At 74.5% G+C, this 17388-nt stretch carries 15 protein-coding genes; 7 read left to right on the top strand and 8 right to left on the bottom strand.

The window, feature by feature from the left end:
* The first annotated feature begins 34 nt into the window (after positions 1-34).
* Complete coding sequence (locus ACFV8H_RS34320; RefSeq protein WP_380407727.1) at positions 35-664, top strand: hypothetical protein; 630 nt, start codon at positions 35-37, stop codon at positions 662-664.
* Between the two features lie 40 nt (positions 665-704).
* Here the strand turns inward: ACFV8H_RS34320 and ACFV8H_RS34315 are convergent, their stop codons facing one another.
* Entirely contained in the window at positions 705-1166 is a 462-nt protein-coding gene (locus tag ACFV8H_RS34315; RefSeq protein ID WP_380407725.1) for a hypothetical protein, read from the bottom strand.
* 131 nt (positions 1167-1297) lie between these two features.
* On the opposite strand from ACFV8H_RS34315, the gene ACFV8H_RS34310 reads away from it, so the two are divergent.
* The 3 genes from ACFV8H_RS34310 (at position 1298) to ACFV8H_RS34300 (ending at position 6594) form a co-directional block, all read left to right on the top strand.
* Positions 1298-2476 (top strand): tetratricopeptide repeat protein, encoded by a 1179-nt coding sequence (locus ACFV8H_RS34310; protein ID WP_380407723.1) that lies wholly within the window; start codon positions 1298-1300, stop codon positions 2474-2476.
* A 230-nt stretch (positions 2477-2706) separates the two neighbouring features.
* On the top strand, positions 2707-5532 hold the full coding sequence (locus tag ACFV8H_RS34305; protein ID WP_380407721.1) for a glycoside hydrolase family 3 C-terminal domain-containing protein: 2826 nt from the start codon (positions 2707-2709) through the stop codon (positions 5530-5532).
* Between the two features lie 183 nt (positions 5533-5715).
* A complete protein-coding gene (locus ACFV8H_RS34300) occupies positions 5716-6594 on the top strand; it encodes a LysR family transcriptional regulator (RefSeq protein ID WP_380407719.1) in 879 nt (292 codons plus the stop codon).
* A 132-nt stretch (positions 6595-6726) separates the two neighbouring features.
* Here ACFV8H_RS34300 and ACFV8H_RS34295 read toward each other — a convergent pair whose 3' ends face one another.
* Positions 6727-7053 carry an antibiotic biosynthesis monooxygenase gene (locus ACFV8H_RS34295; RefSeq protein WP_188303748.1) on the bottom strand — a complete coding sequence of 109 codons (327 nt, stop codon included), beginning with the start codon at positions 7051-7053 and terminating at the stop codon, positions 6727-6729.
* A gap of 129 nt (positions 7054-7182) precedes the next feature.
* A complete protein-coding gene (locus ACFV8H_RS34290; protein ID WP_380407717.1) occupies positions 7183-7593 on the bottom strand; it encodes a cupin domain-containing protein in 411 nt (136 codons plus the stop codon).
* Positions 7594-7655: 62 nt separating this feature from the next.
* Between ACFV8H_RS34290 and ACFV8H_RS34285 the strand changes: the two genes are divergently transcribed.
* Positions 7656-8132: a MarR family winged helix-turn-helix transcriptional regulator gene (locus ACFV8H_RS34285; RefSeq protein WP_380407715.1), complete on the top strand. Its 477-nt coding sequence runs from the start codon at positions 7656-7658 to the stop codon at positions 8130-8132.
* A gap of 27 nt (positions 8133-8159) precedes the next feature.
* Here the strand turns inward: ACFV8H_RS34285 and ACFV8H_RS34280 are convergent, their stop codons facing one another.
* Entirely contained in the window at positions 8160-10235 is a 2076-nt protein-coding gene (locus ACFV8H_RS34280; protein ID WP_380407713.1) for a DHA2 family efflux MFS transporter permease subunit, read from the bottom strand.
* Positions 10236-10534: 299 nt separating this feature from the next.
* Here ACFV8H_RS34280 and ACFV8H_RS34275 point away from each other — a divergent pair, with 299 nt between their 5' ends.
* Positions 10535-11647, top strand: coding sequence for a peptidoglycan-binding protein (locus tag ACFV8H_RS34275; RefSeq protein WP_380407711.1), 1113 nt, complete (start codon positions 10535-10537; stop codon positions 11645-11647).
* Positions 11648-11725: 78 nt separating this feature from the next.
* On the opposite strand, the gene ACFV8H_RS34270 is transcribed toward ACFV8H_RS34275, so the two are convergent.
* The 4 genes from ACFV8H_RS34270 to ACFV8H_RS34255 form a co-directional block, all read right to left on the bottom strand.
* A complete protein-coding gene (locus ACFV8H_RS34270; protein WP_380407709.1) occupies positions 11726-12310 on the bottom strand; it encodes a TMEM165/GDT1 family protein in 585 nt (194 codons plus the stop codon).
* A gap of 204 nt (positions 12311-12514) precedes the next feature.
* Positions 12515-13378, bottom strand: coding sequence for an ABC transporter permease (locus ACFV8H_RS34265; RefSeq protein WP_380407707.1), 864 nt, complete (start codon positions 13376-13378; stop codon positions 12515-12517).
* A complete protein-coding gene (locus tag ACFV8H_RS34260; RefSeq protein WP_380407705.1) occupies positions 13357-14973 on the bottom strand; it encodes a dolichyl-phosphate-mannose--protein mannosyltransferase in 1617 nt (538 codons plus the stop codon). Before ACFV8H_RS34260 ends, ACFV8H_RS34265 begins: the two co-directional genes overlap by 22 nt.
* A 285-nt stretch (positions 14974-15258) precedes the next feature.
* Entirely contained in the window at positions 15259-16560 is a 1302-nt protein-coding gene (locus tag ACFV8H_RS34255) for an MFS transporter (RefSeq protein ID WP_380407703.1), read from the bottom strand.
* A gap of 154 nt (positions 16561-16714) precedes the next feature.
* On the opposite strand from ACFV8H_RS34255, the gene ACFV8H_RS34250 reads away from it, so the two are divergent.
* Entirely contained in the window at positions 16715-17296 is a 582-nt protein-coding gene (locus tag ACFV8H_RS34250; RefSeq protein ID WP_380407702.1) for a MarR family winged helix-turn-helix transcriptional regulator, read from the top strand.
* The last annotated feature ends 92 nt before the right edge of the window (positions 17297-17388 follow it).

Below are 17388 nucleotides of genomic sequence, written 5' to 3'. Positions count from 1 at the left end.
TTCGAAACGTCCGCCAGAACGGGAGTCCACCCCAGTGTCCGCAGAATCCCCCGGCTACGAGGCCGACCAGGACGACGATCCCTGGATCACCGCGTACTGCCCCGTCGACCCCGAACTGGCGGCCCGGCTGGTGGCGATGGCGGACCTCGACTGGACGGACGGCGATGTCGGCGAACGCGCGATGACCGACGCCGGCTGGCACTCCACCGGCGACCACCTCGGCGAGCTGAACGAGAAGGCCTGCACACCGGCGGGCCACCTCGTCTACGGCGACGACTGCCTCTTCCTGCCCTTCGCCTACGAGTACTACGTGCACCCCGACGGCGGGATGGCCGAGGACTTCTGGGGCACCCTCCCCGGCTGGCAGAGCAGCACCGACCAGGAGACCGACACCTTCACCGAGCAACTGGACGCCGTCGCCGCCCGGTTCACCACCCTGCTCGGCCCGCCCGACCACGACGTCAGCCACGAACGGCGACCGCACTCCGGCAGTGTCTGGCGCTACCGCGTCTGGCGCCGCGGCGACAACGCCCTGGTGGTGGCCCCGGGCCTGGACCCGTTCTCGTACTCCCAGTTCGAGCACGCCTTCGTCCAGATCCGCCCCCTCCCGGCGGACGCACCGCTGCCGGCCCCGGCGGAACTGGTCGACTTCTTCACCTGGTAGTCCTCCCGGCCGGCGCCGGTAGGACCCGGCGGCCCAGGACTCAGCGGTCCGGGGCTCCCCAGTCCAGCGCGGACCGGGCCAGGGCGGCGAGCCCGAGCGCGGCCGGGAGTTCGACGAGGAACGCCATCGCGAGGGCGGTGTACCAGGCGCCGCCGCCCTCGGCGGTCATCACGTCGAACCAGGCGTCGAGGAGGAGCAGGGTGGCGGCCGCAGCGGCGGCCAGGGCGGTCAGGCGTGAGCGCCGGACGAGCAGCCTGGCGGTGGCGATCAGGCCGACGACCTGGAGGACGTCCATGCCGATCCACACCGTGGACCAGTTCCTGACCTCGGCCTGCCCTCGGGTGGCCGACCCGAGGACGAGGATCCAGGCGAAGAGCAGGACCGAGACGGCGATCAGCGCCCCGCCCAGGAGTGTGCGGGAGCGCTCCGCCGTCGGGTGTGCCGATCCCAGGCGGTCGAGCGCCGCCCGCACCGACCGACCGTCCCCCGTTGTCGTTCTCATGATCGAGAATCTACCCACCCCCTCGCGGGACCCGGCAGGCGGTGCCCGGAGGCCGGGACCGCACCGCCCGGGGGCGACGCCCCGGTGCCCCGCTACCATCGCCCGGTCGTGATCGACGGAGGGGGTACGACGTGGGACTGATCCAGCAGTGGCGGGACTCCAAGGCGCAGGAGCTGCACCGGGAGGGCATCCGCCTGCTCAACCGGGGGCGCGCACAGGACGCGGAGCCCGTGGCGCGCGAGGCGGTCCGCATCCGTTCGAAGGTCTTCGGCCCGGACGATGCCACCACCCTGGCGAGCCGGGTGGTGTGGGCGCGCGCGCTCGAACGCCTCCAGCGCCGCGCCGAGGCGGAGGCCGAGCTGCGCGAGGTGCTGCGGCTGGCGCCCGACCCGACCGGCCGGGGTGAGCTCGTCCGCCGGGCCCGGCTGGGGCTCGCCCAGGTCCAGGTGCGGACGGGGCGGGCCGAGGAGGCGCGGGCCGAGGCAGTCCTCCTCCTGGAACTCGCCGGTCAGGTCGACGTCGAGTACACCCACGCCGCGATGGAGGTCGAGGCCGCGGCACTCGGCACGCTCGGCCGCCACGCCGAGGCGGTCGCCCGCTGGACGGAGCTGGAGGCGGCCGCCGCCGCGGGCGGCGTCGGTGTCCGGGTGCTCAAGGCCCAGTCCGACCGGACGCAGGCACTCGTCTACCTGGGCCGCTTCCAGGAGGCCGAGGCGCAGGCCCGGGCGCTGATGGACGTCGCGGCCTCGGGCGGTCCCGGTGGCGTGCTGCTCGGGATGGCCGCGCGGAACGCCCTGGTGCTCTCGCTGGCGGGCCGAGGCCGGGCGGTCGAGGCGGAGGCCGAGACCCGCACCGCCGTCGAACAGGCGGCGGGCATCGCGGGCCTGGACGCCCGCTTCCTCCTCACCGCCCGGCTCGGCCTGGCCCGCGCCCTGAACGCGCAGGGCCGCCACGACGAAGCGCTGTCGGCGCTCCGCCCCGCCCTCGAACGCCCCACGCCGGACCCCGTCGGCGAGGAGGAACTGGAGGCCGCGCTCCACCTCGTCGCGGCGGTCACGCTGCTCGGGCTGGGGAAGGACGCGGCGCCGTCCCTGGAGAAGTCCTCGGAGCTCTGCCGCCGCACGCTCGGGCCGAACCACCACCGCGCCCTGGAGGTCGGCACGCTCCGGGGCCGGGTCCTCGCCGCCCAGGGCCGCCTGCCGGAGGCCCGCGAGGCCCTCCGGGCCAACGCCGCCGCCTGGCAGGAGCACTTCGGCGAGGGCCACCCGAAGACGCGGGCGGCGCAGCAGGCCCTGGCCGAGCTGGGCTGACCCCGCCCCAGCCCCCGCCGCGGCACCGACTCCCGCCCCCCGGGGGGGCGGACGGCGGCGCGCGCACCGCCCGGCGCGCGCACCGGACATACCCGACACGCCCCGGCGCGCCACCTGCCGTGCGGGGCCGAACCACCGTAGATTTGACGGATCGTCACTTTTTAGGCCCGCCCGGCCGTCCACGACTCCGTCGATCGGTGGTGGTTGCCATGCGACGTCCCTCCCTGCGAATGCGAATCCTCCGGCTCGGCCTCGGTGGCTGCCTGTTGGCCGCCGCCACGGCCGGCAGCGCCGCGGCCGCGCCGGGCGAGCGCCCGAAGGACGGGCCGGGTTCGCCGGAGCAGCGGATCGAGAGCCTCCTCGCCCAGCTGACCACCGACGAGAAGGTCACCCTGCTGCGCGGCCGGGACGCCCCCGCCGGGGTGGACTCCGTCGGCTACGTCGCGGGCGTGCCCCGGCTCGGCATCCCGCCGCTGCTGCTGACGGACGGCCCGGCCGGCGTCCGGGACGGCCGCCCGGCGACCGCGCTGCCCGCACCCGTCGCGCTGGCCGCCGCCTTCGACCCGGCGCTGGCCACCCGGTACGGCGACGTGCTGGGCCGGGAGACCCGGGCGCGCGGCTACCAGGTGCTGTACGCGCCCATGGTGAACATCGTCCGGACCCCTCAGGGCGGGCGGAACTTCGAGACCCTGGGCGAGGACCCGTACCTCGCCGGGCGGCTCGCCACCGCCGAGGTGCGCGGCATCCAGGCGCAGCGCGTCGCCGCGCAGGTCAAGCACTTCGCGGCCAACAACCAGGAGGACAACCGCCAGTCGTACGGCTCGGACGTGGACGAGCGCACCCTGGCCGAGATCGAACTGCCCGCCTTCCGGGCCGCGGTGCGGGAGGGCCGGGCCTGGTCGGCGATGTGCGGCTACAACCCGGTGAACGGCGTCTGGGCGTGCGAGAACTTCCCGCTGCTGCGCGACGTGCTCAAGGGCCGCTGGGGCTTCGACGGGGTGGTCGGCTCCGACTACCCGGCCACCCACTCCGCCGTCAACGCCGCCGCCGGCGGGCTGGACCAGGAGTTCGGCGGTTCGAGCTACTTCGCCGACCTGCCCGCCGCCGCGGCGGACGGCCGGCTCGCCCCGGCCGTGCTGGACGACCAGGTCCGCCGGGTGCTGCGGCTGATGGCGCGCACGGGAGCGCTCGACGGCGTCCAGGCGCCCCCGGTCGACCCGGCCGCCGGAGCGCGCGACGCCCGGACCGCCGCCGCTGCCGGAACGGTTCTGCTGCGCAACGAGGGGGCCGCCCTGCCGCTGGACGCCGCCCGGCTCAAGTCCGTCGCCGTGATCGGCCCCTGGGCGGACCGCGCCTACACCGGTGGCGGCGGCTCCTCGCACGTCACCCCGTACGCCGAGCACACGGTGACGCCCCGCCAGGGCATCGCGGCCCGGGTCGGCCCGAACACGGAGGTGCGCCACGACCCCGGCGACGACCCGGCCGCGGCGGCCGCGGCGGCCACCGGGGCGGACGTCGCGGTGGTGGTGGTCGGCGACCAGGAGACCGAGGGCGCCGACCGCGGCTCGCTGGACCTCACCGCGGCGGACGACGCGCTGATCCGGGCCGTCGCCCGGGCCAACCCGCGCACCGTGGTGGTGCTGAACACCGGCGGCCCGGTCACCATGCCGTGGCTGGACGCGGTGCCCGCCGTGGTCGAGGCCTGGTACCCGGGCGAGCAGAGCGGCGCCGCGCTCGCCGACGTGCTGTTCGGCGACGTCGACCCGGCCGGGCGACTGCCCGTCACCTTTCCGACCTCCGCCGACGCCACCCCGATCCGGGACGCCGCCCAGTACCCGGGCACGGACGGCACCTACCACTACACCGAGCGCCTCGGCGTCGGCTACCGCTGGTACGACGCGAGCGGCACCGCCCCGCTGTTCCCCTTCGGCCACGGCCTCTCGTACACCACCTTCGACTACGGCGGCCTCACCGTGACCGGCCCCGACCAGGCCGGCCGGGTCCGGGTCGGCTTCGACGTCGCCAACCGGGGCCGCCGGACCGGCACCGAGGTGCCCCAGCTGTACCTGACCTTCCCGGCCGCGGCCGGCGAACCCCCGCAGCAGCTCAAGGCCTTCGACAAGGTCACCCTGGCGCCCGGCGCCTCGACCCACGTGGACCTGCCGCTGGACCGCTCCGCCTTCGCCGTCTGGGACGAGGGCGTGCACGGCTGGGGCGTCCCCGGCGGTCGGTACGGCCTCACCGTCGGCTCCTCCTCCCGCGCGCCCCGACTACGGGGCAGCGTCGACGCCCCCGCGTCCCCCGCCGTCTCCACCTGGTCCGGGCGGATCACCGGCTCCGACGGCGCCTGCCTGGACGCCTCGGCCGCCGCCGGGGACGCCGGCCGGCCGCTGGAGGCGACGGACTGCTCGGGCGTGGCCGCCCAGGACGCCACCGTCGGCTCGGACGGCAGCATCGGCGTCCTGGACGGCTGCCTCACCCCGGCCGGCTCCGCCGACGGCGCCGCCGTGCTCCTGCGGGACTGCACCCGGACCGCCGACCAGGAATGGCGCAGGGGGCCGGACTCCTCGCTGCTGAACCCGTCGACCGGCCGCTGCCTGAGCGGCGCGGACGGCCGACTGCTGCTGCAGGCCTGCGGGACGACCGCCAAACAGCGCTGGACCACGCCCAGCCCCAGCGGGCCGGTGACCGGCATCGACGGGCAGTGCACGGACGTCGACGGGGCGTCCACCGTCAACGGCACCGCCGTCCAGCTCTACCGCTGCAACTCCACCGGCGCCCAGGACTGGACCGTCCGCCAGGACGGCTCGCTCCGGGCTCTCGGCAAGTGCCTGGACGTCACCAACGGCAGCACCGCCGCCGGCACCCCCGTCCAGCTCTACGACTGCAACGGCACCGCCGCCCAGAGCTGGTACCCGCGCCCGGACGGCACCCTGCTCAACCCGGGCTCCCGCCGCTGCCTGGACGCCCGGGGCGGCGGCAGCGCCGACGGGACCAGGCTCGAACTCTGGGACTGCACGGGTGGCACCAACCAGCTCTGGAAACCGCCCGCCTGACCGGTACCCGCTCCACCGGTGATTGCGCACGCGGCGTTCGGAATGCCCGAACGCCGCCGTACGCTGTCCCGCAACACCGGCAGGATCATCGCGAACACCTCAACACGAGCCGCAGCACGAACCACGAGCGGGCCGAGCGGGCCCGCGACCGCACGCGGGCGTTCGGGGGAACCGGAGAAACCAGTGGAACTTCGTCAGTTGCGCGTCTTCGAGGCCGTGGCCACCCACCGCACCGTCACCGCCGCGGCCGTGGCGCTCGACCTGGCCCCCTCCTCGGTCTCCGAGCAGATCCGCACCCTCGAACACAGCCTGGACACCGAGCTGTTCGACCACGCCCCGCGCGGAACCAGGCTCACCGCGGCCGGCGAGCGGCTGCTGCCCTGGGCGCGCACACTGCTCGACCAGGCCGAACAGGCCCGCCGCGAGGTGGTCGCCGACCGCGCCCGACTGCGGCTCGGCGCGCTGGAGACGATAGCCGCGACCCACGTCCCGGCCGTACTGGCCCGGCTCGCCGAACGCCGCCCCGGCCTGGACGTCGCGCTGCACACCGACACCACCCGGGACGCGCTGCTCGGCGGCGTCGCGGCCGGAGCACTGGAGGCCGCCCTCATCCTGGACACCGCCGGACCGCTCGGCGACCTCGGCTTCTACCTGCCGCCCGCCCCGCTCGACCACCTCGACCTCCAGGACGTCCCGCTCGCCCTGGTCGCCGCCCCCGCCCACCCGCTCGGCGGCGCCACCGCCCTCACCCGCGAGGACCTGCGCGGCCAACGCCTGCTGGTGAACACCCCGGCCTGCTCCTTCCGGCTGGCCGGCGAGCGCCTGCTCGGCCACGCCGTCGAACGCGTCCCCACCGGCGGCGTCGCCGTCACCCGCGCCTGCGCCGAACAGGGCCTCGGCATCGCCCTGCTCCCCGACTTCGCCGTCCGGGAGCCCCTCGCCTCCGGCACCCTCGTCCGCCTCCCCCTCGCTCCCCCGCCCCTCCACCTCCGCCTGGTCTGGCGCGCCGACCGCGAGACCGTCCCCGGCCTGCGCGCGGCCCTGTACGCCGCCGCGGCCTGAACTCCCGCACACCACAAGCCCGTTCACCGCGCACCCGATCGGCCCGGACGGAATCGGGCAGCGCCCCTGAACGCCGAACGGCGCACCCCGGAACCCCGGGGCACGCCGTCCGCCTCCTACCCACCCGCCGGGTCAGGCCTTCGGGCCCGCCGACTGCACGACCTCGAAGGACCACAGCGTGGACCCGGAGGCGGCCGGCCGCTTCGGCGCCTCGCCGCCCTCACCGCCGCCCCGGTGGGCGGCCTGCATCGGGCCCTCCATCCACGCCTTGAAGTCCTCCTCACTGCGCCAGCGGGTGTAGACCAGGTACTGATCGGTCCCCTCGACCGGGCGCAGCAGTTCGAACCACTCGAAGCCGTCGGAGTTCTCCACCGCACCGGCCCGCGAGGCGAAGCGCTGCTCCAGCACCTCGCGCTGCTCGGCGGGCACCGTCAGGACATTGATCTTGACGACGGACATGCCGCTCCTCACTGATCCGCCGGGGCCCGTACGGCCGTCGGCTCGGTTGCTCCCGAGCAGTCTGCTACACCTCACACCCCGCCGGTGGGGCGCTGCGGGCCCTGGGGCCGCAAGGGGCGGGGCTCAGGCTCAGGCGATCCAGGCCGGGAGGAGGCGGTCGGCGTCGCGCGGGGAGAGGGCGCAGGCGCCTTCGGGGGTGCGGGCGTCGGGGTTGTAGGCGTGGGAGGGGGACGGGGAGGCGACGAGGGCGGTGAAGCCCTCGGCGGTGGTGATGCGGCGGGGCACGTCGGCGGGGAGGGCGAGGGTGTCGCCGGCGGCGACCGTCAGGGTCTCGCCCGCGAGGTCGACCTCGGCCGAGCCGGCCAGCAGGGTCCAGATCTGCTCGGTGTCCATGGCGTGCAGCGGGCCCTGCCGGTCGGCGGGCATCTCGACCCGCCACTGGGCGAGGGCGGTCGCACCCTGGGTGGGCGAGGCGAGGGTGGTCATGACGGCGTTCGGGGTCTCGGTGCGACGGGCGTCGGCGGAGCGGATCACGGGCATGGTGAAGGAACCCCCTAAGATGGACAATGTCGTTGTCTATATGGTCAATGAGGTTGTCTATCATGTCAAGCGAACCCGCCCCGCCCGGCTTCGAGCTGCCGCTGCGCCTGCTGCTGGCCTTCCGCACGATCATCGACGAACTGCACGAGCGGATCGCCCGCGAAGGGCACCCGGACCTGCGCCCGATGCACGGCTTCGTCTTCCAGGCGATCGGCCCCCGGGGCACCACCGCCGTCGAACTCGGCCGCCGGCTCGGCGTCTCCAAGCAGGCCGCGGGCAAGACCGTCGAGACCCTGGAGCAGCTCGGCTACGTCGAGCGCGGCAGCGACCCGGCCGACGCCCGCCGCAAGGTGGTCCGGCTCACCGAGCGGGGCGTGGACTGCCTGGTCCGCTCGGCGCGGATCTTCGAGGAACTGCGCACCGAGTGGTCCGCCGCCCTCGGCGAGGAGGAACTCCGCCGGATCGAGGACGGTCTGCGGCTGCTCGCCCCCGGGGACCCGTTCCGGCTCGACACCCCGCGCTGGTTCGGCGGCCCGTGAGGAACGCCGCACCAGCGCTGGGGACGGCTAGAACGACCGCCCCTCCCCCCGGTACGGCGGCTGCGGCCCGGTCGGCGGATCCGGCCGGTCCCGCCGGTCGGCGCAGAGCGTGGAGCTGAGCCGGGTGAGGAGTGCGGCGAGGTCCTCGTACTGCCGCTCGTCCCAGTCCCCCAGCAGTTCCGCGAGCTGGGTGCGCCGGGCCGCGACCAGCCGCAGCGCCGCCTCCTCCCCCGGCTCGGTGAGCCGCAGCGGCAGGCCGCCGGTGCGGGCGGCGAGGCCGCGGCCCTCCACCTCCCGAACGGCCTCCTCGACGACCGAGACCGGGACGACCCGCCGCTCGGCCAGTTCCGCGGGCTCCACCGAGCCGTGGTGGTGCATCTGCAGGAGGAGCCAGCTGGAGGCGGGCCGCAGGTCGAGCCCGGCGGTGGCGGTGATCCGCCGGAAGAGGTCGCGCCGGGCCTCCCGGGTGCCCAGAACGGACAGCGCGCGGGCGATCTCGTCCAGGGAGGAGCGCTCGACCGGGTTGATCCCGATCGACTCACTGAGGTCGGGCGCGGTCACCGTGGAGCGCAGCTTCTGCTCGCGCAGGAACAGCGACAGCACGAAGGCGACCGCCGCGACGGGCACCGCGTACAGGAACACCCGGGTGATCGACTCGGCGTAGGCGTGGTGGACGCCGGCCTGGAGGGCGGCGGGCAGCCGGGTGATCAGGCGCGGGTCGGCGGTGATCGCCTCCACCCGGAAGCCCGGCGGCAGCGGCTGCCCGGCCAGGGCGTCGGCGAGCCGGGAGCGCAGGCCGCCGGCGAAGACCGTCCCGAAGATGGAGACGCCGAAGGAGGCGCCGATGGAGCGGAAGAAGGTGGCGCCGGCGGTGGCCACCCCGAGGTCCTGGTAGCCGACCGAGTTCTGCACGATCAGCACCAGTACCTGCATCACCAGGCCCAGCCCGAGGCCGAAGACCAGGAAGTAGAGGCTCATCTCGGCGGTGCCGCTGTGCTCGTCGAGCCGGGAGAGCAGCAGCAGGCCGACCGTGGTGACGGCCGTCCCGGCGATCGGGAAGGCCCGGTAGTGGCCGGTGCGGGCGACGATCTGGCCGGAGCCGATCGAGGTGAGCAGCATCCCGAGGACCATCGGCAGCATGTGGATGCCGGACATGGTGGGCGAGACCTGCTGGACCACCTGGAGGAAGGTCGGCAGGTAGGTGAGGGCACCGAACATCGCGAAGCCGACCACGAAGGAGATCACCGCGACCAGGCTGAACGTCCGTGAGCGGAACAGCCGCAGCGGCAGGACGGGTTCGGCGGCCGAGCGCTCCACCTGGACGAAGACCAGCAGCAGCGCCAGTCCGAGCACGCCCAGGCCGACGACCTGCCAGGAGCTCCAGGCCCAGGTGGTGCCGCCGAGCGAGGTCATCAGCACCAGGCAGGTGGCGACGGCGGCGATCAGCGCGGTGCCGAGGTAGTCGATCCGGTGCTCGCGCCGGGCCTCCGTCCCGTGCAGCACCGCCGCGATCACCACCAGGGCGACCGCGCCGATCGGCAGGTTGACGTAGAACACCCAGCGCCAGCTGAGGTGGTCGACGAACAGCCCCCCGAGCAGCGGCCCGAGGACGCTGGTGACACCGAAGACGGCGCCGAAGAGGCCCTGGTACCTGCCGCGGTCCCGGGGGGCGACGAGATCGCCGACGATCGCCTGGGAGAGCACCATCAGGCCGCCGCCGCCGAGGCCCTGGAGAGCACGGAAGGCGATCAACTCGCCCATGTTCTGGGCGATTCCGCAGAGCACCGAGCCGATCAGGAAGATCACGATGGAGGCCTGGAAGAACCGCTTCCGGCCGTACATGTCGCCGAGCTTGCCCCAGAGCGGGGTGGCGGCGGTGGAGGCCAGCAGGTAGGCGGTGACCACCCAGGAGAGGTGGTCCAGGCCCCCGAGGTCGCTGACGATGGTGGGCAGCGCGGTGGAGACGATGGTCTGGTCGAGGGCGGCGAGCAGCATCGCCAGCAGCAGGGCCCCGATCGGCACCCAGAGGTTGGCGGCGGTGACCTCGGGCGGGCCGGGCGGGTGCGCCGGGCTCCGCCCGCTCGCGGCGCGCGGCTCCGTCATGACGTCTCCACAGGCGGCATGGCCTCTCCGTCGGGTCGCGGGGCCGGACGACCGGACGCCCAGGTGGATGATCACTCCCCGTTCCCCATGCTGGCAGATATGTCCCGTTATGCTCCGCCGGGTTGAGCCGAACGTAAGCACCGGACCCGTCGCGGGCGTTCCGGCGGTTTCCCCCGGGGCCAACCACCACCAACCGGCACAACACCCCCGCCGGGGGCCGGACGCCCCTGTCCCCCCTCCGGGACGTCCTGCATAATCAGGCCCGATCGCGAGACCCGAGAACCGAGGAGGACCGGCCGATGCCGGACCAGCACTGCCCGACGTGCGGCACCGCACGCTCCACCGGGTGCAGCTGCCTCCCCGACCGGAGCCTCGACGAGACCACCGTCCTCCCGCACCTGGAGGGCCCGCCGCTGGTCCGCCCGTACGTGCCGCAGGCGCCCGAGCAGGTCGCCGACGAGCCGCCGCTGACGGCCGACCCGTTCGCGACCACCGTGCTGCCCCCGGTCGCACCGGCGCAGCCGACGAGGCGTCCGGTGCAGCAGGCGCAGCACGCGCAGCAGATGCAGCCGCCGGCCACGCCCCCGCTCGGGCCGGACGCGGACGCCTACGCGACGACCGTCCTGCCGCCCGTCCCGGGCCCCGCGCCGGACGCGTACGGCAACGGCGCCACCACCGTCCTGCCCGCGGTCCCGCCGGCCGGCCGGCCCGGCCCGGGCGCGTCCGGGGACGAGCTCGGCTACTTCCCGTTCGACAGCGGGGCCCCCGGACCCGACTCCGCCCCCACCGGCGGACGGGCCGCGCGCCGGGCCGCCGAGCAGTCCGAACGCGGCCCCCTCGCCGGGCGCAAGGGCCTGATCGCGGGCGTCGGCGCCGGACTGCTGGCGCTCACCGTCGGCCTCGCGTACGCCGTGACGCCCTCCTCCGAGCCGACCCGTCGGGCCGAACCGGCGCCCACCGCCTCGCTCGCCCCCGCCCCGGTGGAGCCGCCGACCGTGGCCGCCCCGGCGCCCAGCGACCCCACGCCGACCCCCGAGGCGCCCAGCCCGAGCGCCACCCGGTCGGCCAGACCGAGCCCCACCAGGACCCCCACACCGACACCCACCCCGACCCCGACACCGACACCGACGCCGACCCCCACGCCGACCCCGACCCCGACACCCACGCCCACCCCGACGCAGACCCCGCGACTGCTCCAGATGGGAATGAGCGGGCCCGACGTCAAGGCGATGCAGCAACTGCTCGTCGGCGCCGGGTGCGGATTCGTCGACAAGTCGCTCGTCACCGGCACCTTCGACTGGTGGACCCAGACGACGCTGCAGGACTACCAGCGGCAGAACCGGATCAAGGGCGAGAGCGGCGTCTACGGCCCCAAGACCCAGGCTGCCCTCACCGCCGACCCCGGCTGCTGAGCGGGGCCGGGCGGGAGGCGGCCGCGCCGTCGGCCGGTCCCACCGCCGGCCACTCCCACCGTCGGCGGCCGACCGGCGTCAGCCGGTGATCGCCCCGAAGATGCTGACCCCGGCCAGCACCACCATGATCGCCGCCGCCACCCGGACGATCAGCTTCATCGGCACGTACTTGAGCAGCTTCTGCCCGCCCACGATGGCGATCCCGCCGACCGCGCAGAGCGCCAGCCAGGAGCCCAGGCCGACGGCCAGCGGGTCGGCGTACTTGGCGGCCAGGTTGGCGGTCATGATCTGGGTCAGGTCGCCGAACTCGGCGACCGCGACGACCGCGAAGCTGGTCCCGGCCACCTTCCAGAAGCGGTTCGAGGACGGCTCCTTGGCCGCGTGCCCCTCCTCGTCCTCACCGCCGTGGAACAGCAGCATCGCCGCGCCGACCAGGAACAGCGCTCCGGTGACGCCCTCCACCCAGCGGTGCGGCAGCAGCGAGAGCAGGTGCCCGGCGGCCAGCGCCAGCACCACCTGGAGCAGCATGGCGGCGGCGACGCCCGCGAAGACGTAGCTCGCCCGGTACTTGGTGCCGAGCACCAAGCTGGCCAGCGCGGTCTTGTCCGGCAGCTCGGCCAGGAAGATGATGCCGAACGTCAACGCGGCAACGGTCAAACTCATCGGAGGAACCCCTCGGTCGGCTGTCCGGCCTCCGCAGGTCCGTCAGGGGACGCTTCGGCCCGACAGCACTGGAAATGGTCACAGCACTGCGGCCGAAGGTCTCGCCGACAGCCGCCCATCGAGCGGTGCCCCGGGCGCCGGGCCCCTGGGGGCCAGTATGTCGACGGTCCGGTGGAGGGCTACTCCCCTTCAACGCGCTCCAGCCTACCCGACGCCGTGGCCGCCCGGCCCGGCGTCGGCCGTCACCAGACCCCGCCCGACCAGCTCCAGCACCACCACGACCGCCACCGACTCCACCGCCAGCAGCCCGATCAGCACGAACAACTGCACCGCGCCCGCCTGCACCGGCGAGGCGCCGCCGAGCAGCATCCCGACGAAGGCGCCGGGCAGGGTGACCAGGCCGACGGTGCGGGTCTGGTCCAGCGCCGGGACCAGCGAGGTCGCGGCCGCCGTACGGCAGATCTCCAGCCGGGCGTCCCGCTCCTCGAAGCCCAGCGCCAGCGCCGCCTCCACCTCGCCGCGCCGCTGCCGCAGCTCGTCCAGGGCGCGCCGGCCGGCGAGCGAGGTGGCGGTGAGCCCGCCGCCGATCAGGATGCCCGCGACCGGGATCACCGACAGGCCCTTGAGCGGCAGCAGCCCGACGGCCAGCAGCAGAGCCAGCACCGGCAGCACCCCGGCGCCGATCGGGGCCGCCGCCCAGACCCAGCCGGGGCCCGGGGTCATCCGCCGGCCCGCGGTGCGCACCGCGACCGTGAACATCAGCAGCACGAACAGCGCCGACCACCACAGCGAGGCGACCACCCAGCTGATCACCGCGGCGACGGCGGCCAGCTGGACGACCGCCCGCAGTCCGGCCCGCGCCACCGCCCGCCCGTGGCCCAGCAGACCCCGGCCGGCCACCGCCACGGCGGCCAGCAGCAGCACCGCGGTGACCACCCCGAGCACCGGGGTGACCGGCAGCAGCTGCCCGGCGCCGGACGCCGCGAGCGGTACGGGGGCCGCCAGCGGTACGGGGGCCAACGGCGTCAACGACGGGGACAGCGGCATCAGATCCAGCTGGTGAACCACATCCGGTCCTGCCAGGACGACATCGGGATCACCTCCGCCGTGTACAGCGGGTAGAAGAAGGCGAAGCAGCCGACGATCGCGAGCACGATCAGCCCGGCCCCGATCGCCCCGTACCGGCGGCGCTGGGGGCTGCAGCCCACCGGGCCGAGGATCGCACCGAGCATCTGGGCGACGGCCAGGCACAGGAACGGCACCAGCACGACCATGTAGAAGGAGAAGATCGTCCGCTCCTGGTACTGGAACCAGGGCAGGTAGATCCCGGCCACCGCGCACAGCACGGCGCCCGAGCGCCAGTCCCGGCGGAAGAACCAGCGCCACAGCAGGTAGACCAGCGCGAAGCAGGCCGCCCACCACAGGAACGGGGTGCCCAGACCCAGGATCTGCGCCGCGCAGCCGCCGGGGGCGGTGCAGCCGCGCGACCCGGTCGGCACCTGCTCCCAGTACATCGAGACCGGGCGGCCGTCGACCAGCCAGGCGAAGGGGTTGGACTGGTAGGTGTGCGGGGTGCTCAGGCCGGTGTTGAAGTCGTACATCTGCGAGTGGTAGTGCCACAGGCTGCGCAGCGGCGCGGGCACCCAGGTCATCGGGACCTGCGGCAGCGGGATGCCGAAGGCATGGTCCGGGGAGAGCCCGGCGCGGCCGTCCGCCCAGTGCCGGTCGTAGCCGCCCCCGCCGTTCGCACCGCCGGCCAGCCAGCCGCTCCAGGCGCCGACGTACACCAGCACGGCCGAGCCGACCATGGCGAGGAGGGCGGGTACGGCGTCCCGGCGCAGCATCGAGCGCCAGGGGTGGCGGGCGCCGGCGGCGCGGCGGCCGGACTGGTCCCAGAGCACGGTCAGGACGCCGAAGGCGGCGAGGATCGGGGCGCCGTTCCACTTGACGGCGCAGGCCGCGCCGATGAGCACCCCGGCGGCGATCCGCCAGGGGCGCCACCCGAGCCGCACCCCGTCGCCGTCGGTGACCCCGGCGAGCCGGGCGCGGACGTGGTCGCGGTCGATCAGCAGGGCGCCGAAGGAGGCGAGCACGAAGAACATCTGGATGCCGTCGAGCAGGCCGACCCGGCTCATCACCAGCTGGAGGCCGTCGACGGCCATCAGCAGGGCGGCGGTGCAGCCGACCAGGGTGGAGCCGAAGAGCCGGCGGCCGATCCGGGCCAGCATCAGCACGGTGAGGGTGCCGAGCAGGGCGGTCATGAACCGCCAGCCGAAGGGGTGCAGTCCGAACAGCTGCTCGCCGACCGCCATCACCCACTTGCCGAGCGGCGGGTGGGCGATGAACTCGGGCGCGGAGCTGAGCGGGACGGACTGCGGGACGGCCAGGATGTCGGCGTTGGCGTGGTCGGGCCAGGTGCCCTCGAAGCCCTGCTGGAGCAGGGACCAGGCGTCCTTGGGGTAGTACGTCTCGTCGAAGACGAAGGCGTTGGGGTAGCCGAGGTTCCAGAACCGCAGCAGGCCGGCGAAGAGCGCGACGCCGATCGGGCCGAGCCAGCCGGAACGGTCGGCCGCCCAGCGCAGCAGGCCGCGCGGGGCCGGTGCCGGGTCCGGTTCGGCGGTGGCCTGGACCGCCGGGGGGTGCGTGAGCGCCGCTTGCGTCATAGCCTCGCCGATTCGCCTGTCTGCGGGGCCCTGGGGGTTGCTGCACCGGGCCCGGGTCTGCTGCCCCGGCCGGGGCCGGGCGGTCAACAGCCACTGACACTATGTGGCGGTGCCCGGGAAGCCAAGCGCGACGGGCGCCGACCAGGTGACCTGGTCGGCGCCCGTACGAGCGGCCGTACACATGGCCGCACAAGCGGCCGATTCACGGGCCCGATGCACGGGCCCGATGCGCGCGGCCGATGCACGCGGCCGATTCGCTCGGCCGATTCGCTCGGCCGCCCGCCGTCACGCGGCGGTCTGCAGCTCCCGCTCCCGGACCGGGGCCGGGGTGCGGACCACGGCCGGGGCCGCGTTGTCCTGCTCGGCCGTGAGGTACGGCCGCAGGCGCAGCGCCAGCACGACGATCAGCAGCGTCGAGCCCGCCATGGCCGCGAGGTAGAGCGGCCAGGTGCCGGAGCCGACCAGCAGCACGCCGACGGCCGGGCCGACCGCGATGGCGATCTGCTTCACCAGGGCGTACCCGGCGTTGTAGGTGCCGAGCAGCCGGGCCGGAGCGAGGTCGGCGACCATCGGGCCCATGGTGGGCGCGAGCAGCGACTCGCCGACGCCGAACAGGGCGTAGATCGAGACGATGGCGACCGTGGCGGCCATGGTCTCGGTCCGGATCAGGCCGGCGACCAGGGCCATCCCCCAGGCGCCGAGCCAGACCACACCGGCCGCGGCCATCGCGGTGGTGCGGCGGCGGCGCGCCGTGATCCGCACCATGAACATCTGCAGCACCACGATGGTGACCGCGTTGGCGCCGATCGCGAGGCCCAGGGTGGACGGCGCGGTGCCGACGGTGTCGGTGGCGAAGGCCGCGACACCGGACTCGAACTGGCCGTAGCAGGTGAAGAAGATCAGCCCGGCGAGGATGCTGAGCCGCACCATCGCCTTGTCGGCGAGCAGGGCGCGCAGGCCGGTCGGGCCCGTCGCCCCGTCCTGGACGGCGCTCAGCTGGGCCTTCGGCATCCGGGCGGTGCCGGTGACCAGGGCCAGGCCGAGGAAGGTGACCGCCTCGATGGTGAACAGCCGGGTGAGGCTGGCCGGGTCGGCGACGTTCACGATCTGCCCGCCGACCAGCGCGCCGATGCCCATGCCCAGGTTGACCAGGGTGAACTGCAGCGCGAAGGCGTGCGAGCGGGTCGCGGCCGTCGAGCAGCGGACGATCATCGTGGCGAGGGCCGGCTGGCAGGTGGTGACACCCGCGCCGAACAGGAACGAGGAGACCAGCAGGGCCGGCGTGCCGGTGGCGTGGCCGAAGGCGAACGCGCCGGTGGCGGCCAGGGCCGCACCCGCCAGCAGCACCGGACGGGGACCGTACCGGTCGATGCCGCGCCCGGTGAACGGGAGGACGGCGAGCGCCGCCAGCGCGAAGACGGTGAACACCATCCCGGCCGCCAGCGAACCCAGCCCGCGCACCTGGTCCACGTACACGAACATGTACGGCATCGTGAACCCGCTGCCGAACGCGCTGAGCGCGTTGCCGATCTGGACGCGGCGCAGCGGGCCGCCCGCCCCACGTCGCTGCTGCCTCTGCTGCTTCACCGTGCCGATCACCGTGCACATCCCTTCCTGTTTCCACTGGAACTCTTAAGCCCAGAAGATTTCAGACCTAAACTCTGCCGAGATAAAGTCTTAGCACCGGAAGACTGCGGAGTCAAAGGCTTAAGGAGTGCACGCCCGTGCGACACTGGTCCGCATGACTACGGACAAGCCGTCGCCGGCTGCCGACAAGCCCCCGCGGGTCACTCCCCTGGAGTTCGGCATCGCCGAGCAAGTGGCCCTCTACCAGCGGGAGTTCCCCACCGTCGACCCCCAGGTCGAGACGATCGTGCAGACCCTCAACCGGGTCTCCCGGCGGATGGGCGTCGCGTACGACCGGCAGCTGACTGTGCTCGGGATCACCTCCGCCGAGTGGGAGGTGCTCAAGGCGCTGGTGGTGAGCGGGAGCCCCTACCGGCTGGGCCCGGGCGAGCTGGCGAAGCGGCTGGGGCTCACCCCGGCCGCGATGACCCACCGGATCGACCGGATGGTGGCCGAGGACCTGGTCACCCGGGAGCGGGACGAGTCCAACCGGGTGCGGGTGATCATCGAGCTGACCGAGAACGGCCGCGACAAGTGGCTGGAGTCGATGCGGATGGCGGCGGTGTTCGAGGAGGAGCTGCTGCAGGACGTCGTGGGCGAGGAGCGCACCGCGCTGTCCGGCCTGCTCGCCCGGATGCTGCGGCGGATCGAGGAGAGCCAGCCGGACGCGCTCGGGCGCACGGCCGACCTGGCCTGAGCCGCGGTCGCGGGCCCGGGCCCGGGCCCGGGCCCCGGGCCCGGAAGAACGAGTACGGCCCGCCCCGGGGGTCCAGCCCCGCGTTGGGAGAT

The sequence above is a fragment of the Kitasatospora sp. NPDC059827 genome (assembly GCF_042731675.1).
GTDB lineage: Bacteria > Actinomycetota > Actinomycetes > Streptomycetales > Streptomycetaceae > Kitasatospora.
This window is presented reverse-complemented; position numbering and strand designations above follow the sequence as displayed.

Coding starts and splice junctions, on each gene's coding strand:
- ACFV8H_RS34250 (WP_380407702.1), top strand. CDS start 16,715: ATGACTACGGACAAGCCGTCGCCGGCTGCCGACAAGCCCCCGCGGGTC.
- ACFV8H_RS34295 (WP_188303748.1), bottom strand. CDS start 7,053: ATGTCCGTCGTCAAGATCAATGTCCTGACGGTGCCCGCCGAGCAGCGC.
- ACFV8H_RS34290 (WP_380407717.1), bottom strand. CDS start 7,593: ATGCCCGTGATCCGCTCCGCCGACGCCCGTCGCACCGAGACCCCGAAC.
- ACFV8H_RS34260 (WP_380407705.1), bottom strand. CDS start 14,973: ATGACGCAAGCGGCGCTCACGCACCCCCCGGCGGTCCAGGCCACCGCC.
- ACFV8H_RS34305 (WP_380407721.1), top strand. CDS start 2,707: ATGCGAATCCTCCGGCTCGGCCTCGGTGGCTGCCTGTTGGCCGCCGCC.
- ACFV8H_RS34315 (WP_380407725.1), bottom strand. CDS start 1,166: ATGAGAACGACAACGGGGGACGGTCGGTCGGTGCGGGCGGCGCTCGAC.
- ACFV8H_RS34275 (WP_380407711.1), top strand. CDS start 10,535: ATGCCGGACCAGCACTGCCCGACGTGCGGCACCGCACGCTCCACCGGG.
- ACFV8H_RS34280 (WP_380407713.1), bottom strand. CDS start 10,235: ATGACGGAGCCGCGCGCCGCGAGCGGGCGGAGCCCGGCGCACCCGCCC.
- ACFV8H_RS34270 (WP_380407709.1), bottom strand. CDS start 12,310: ATGAGTTTGACCGTTGCCGCGTTGACGTTCGGCATCATCTTCCTGGCC.
- ACFV8H_RS34285 (WP_380407715.1), top strand. CDS start 7,656: ATGTCAAGCGAACCCGCCCCGCCCGGCTTCGAGCTGCCGCTGCGCCTG.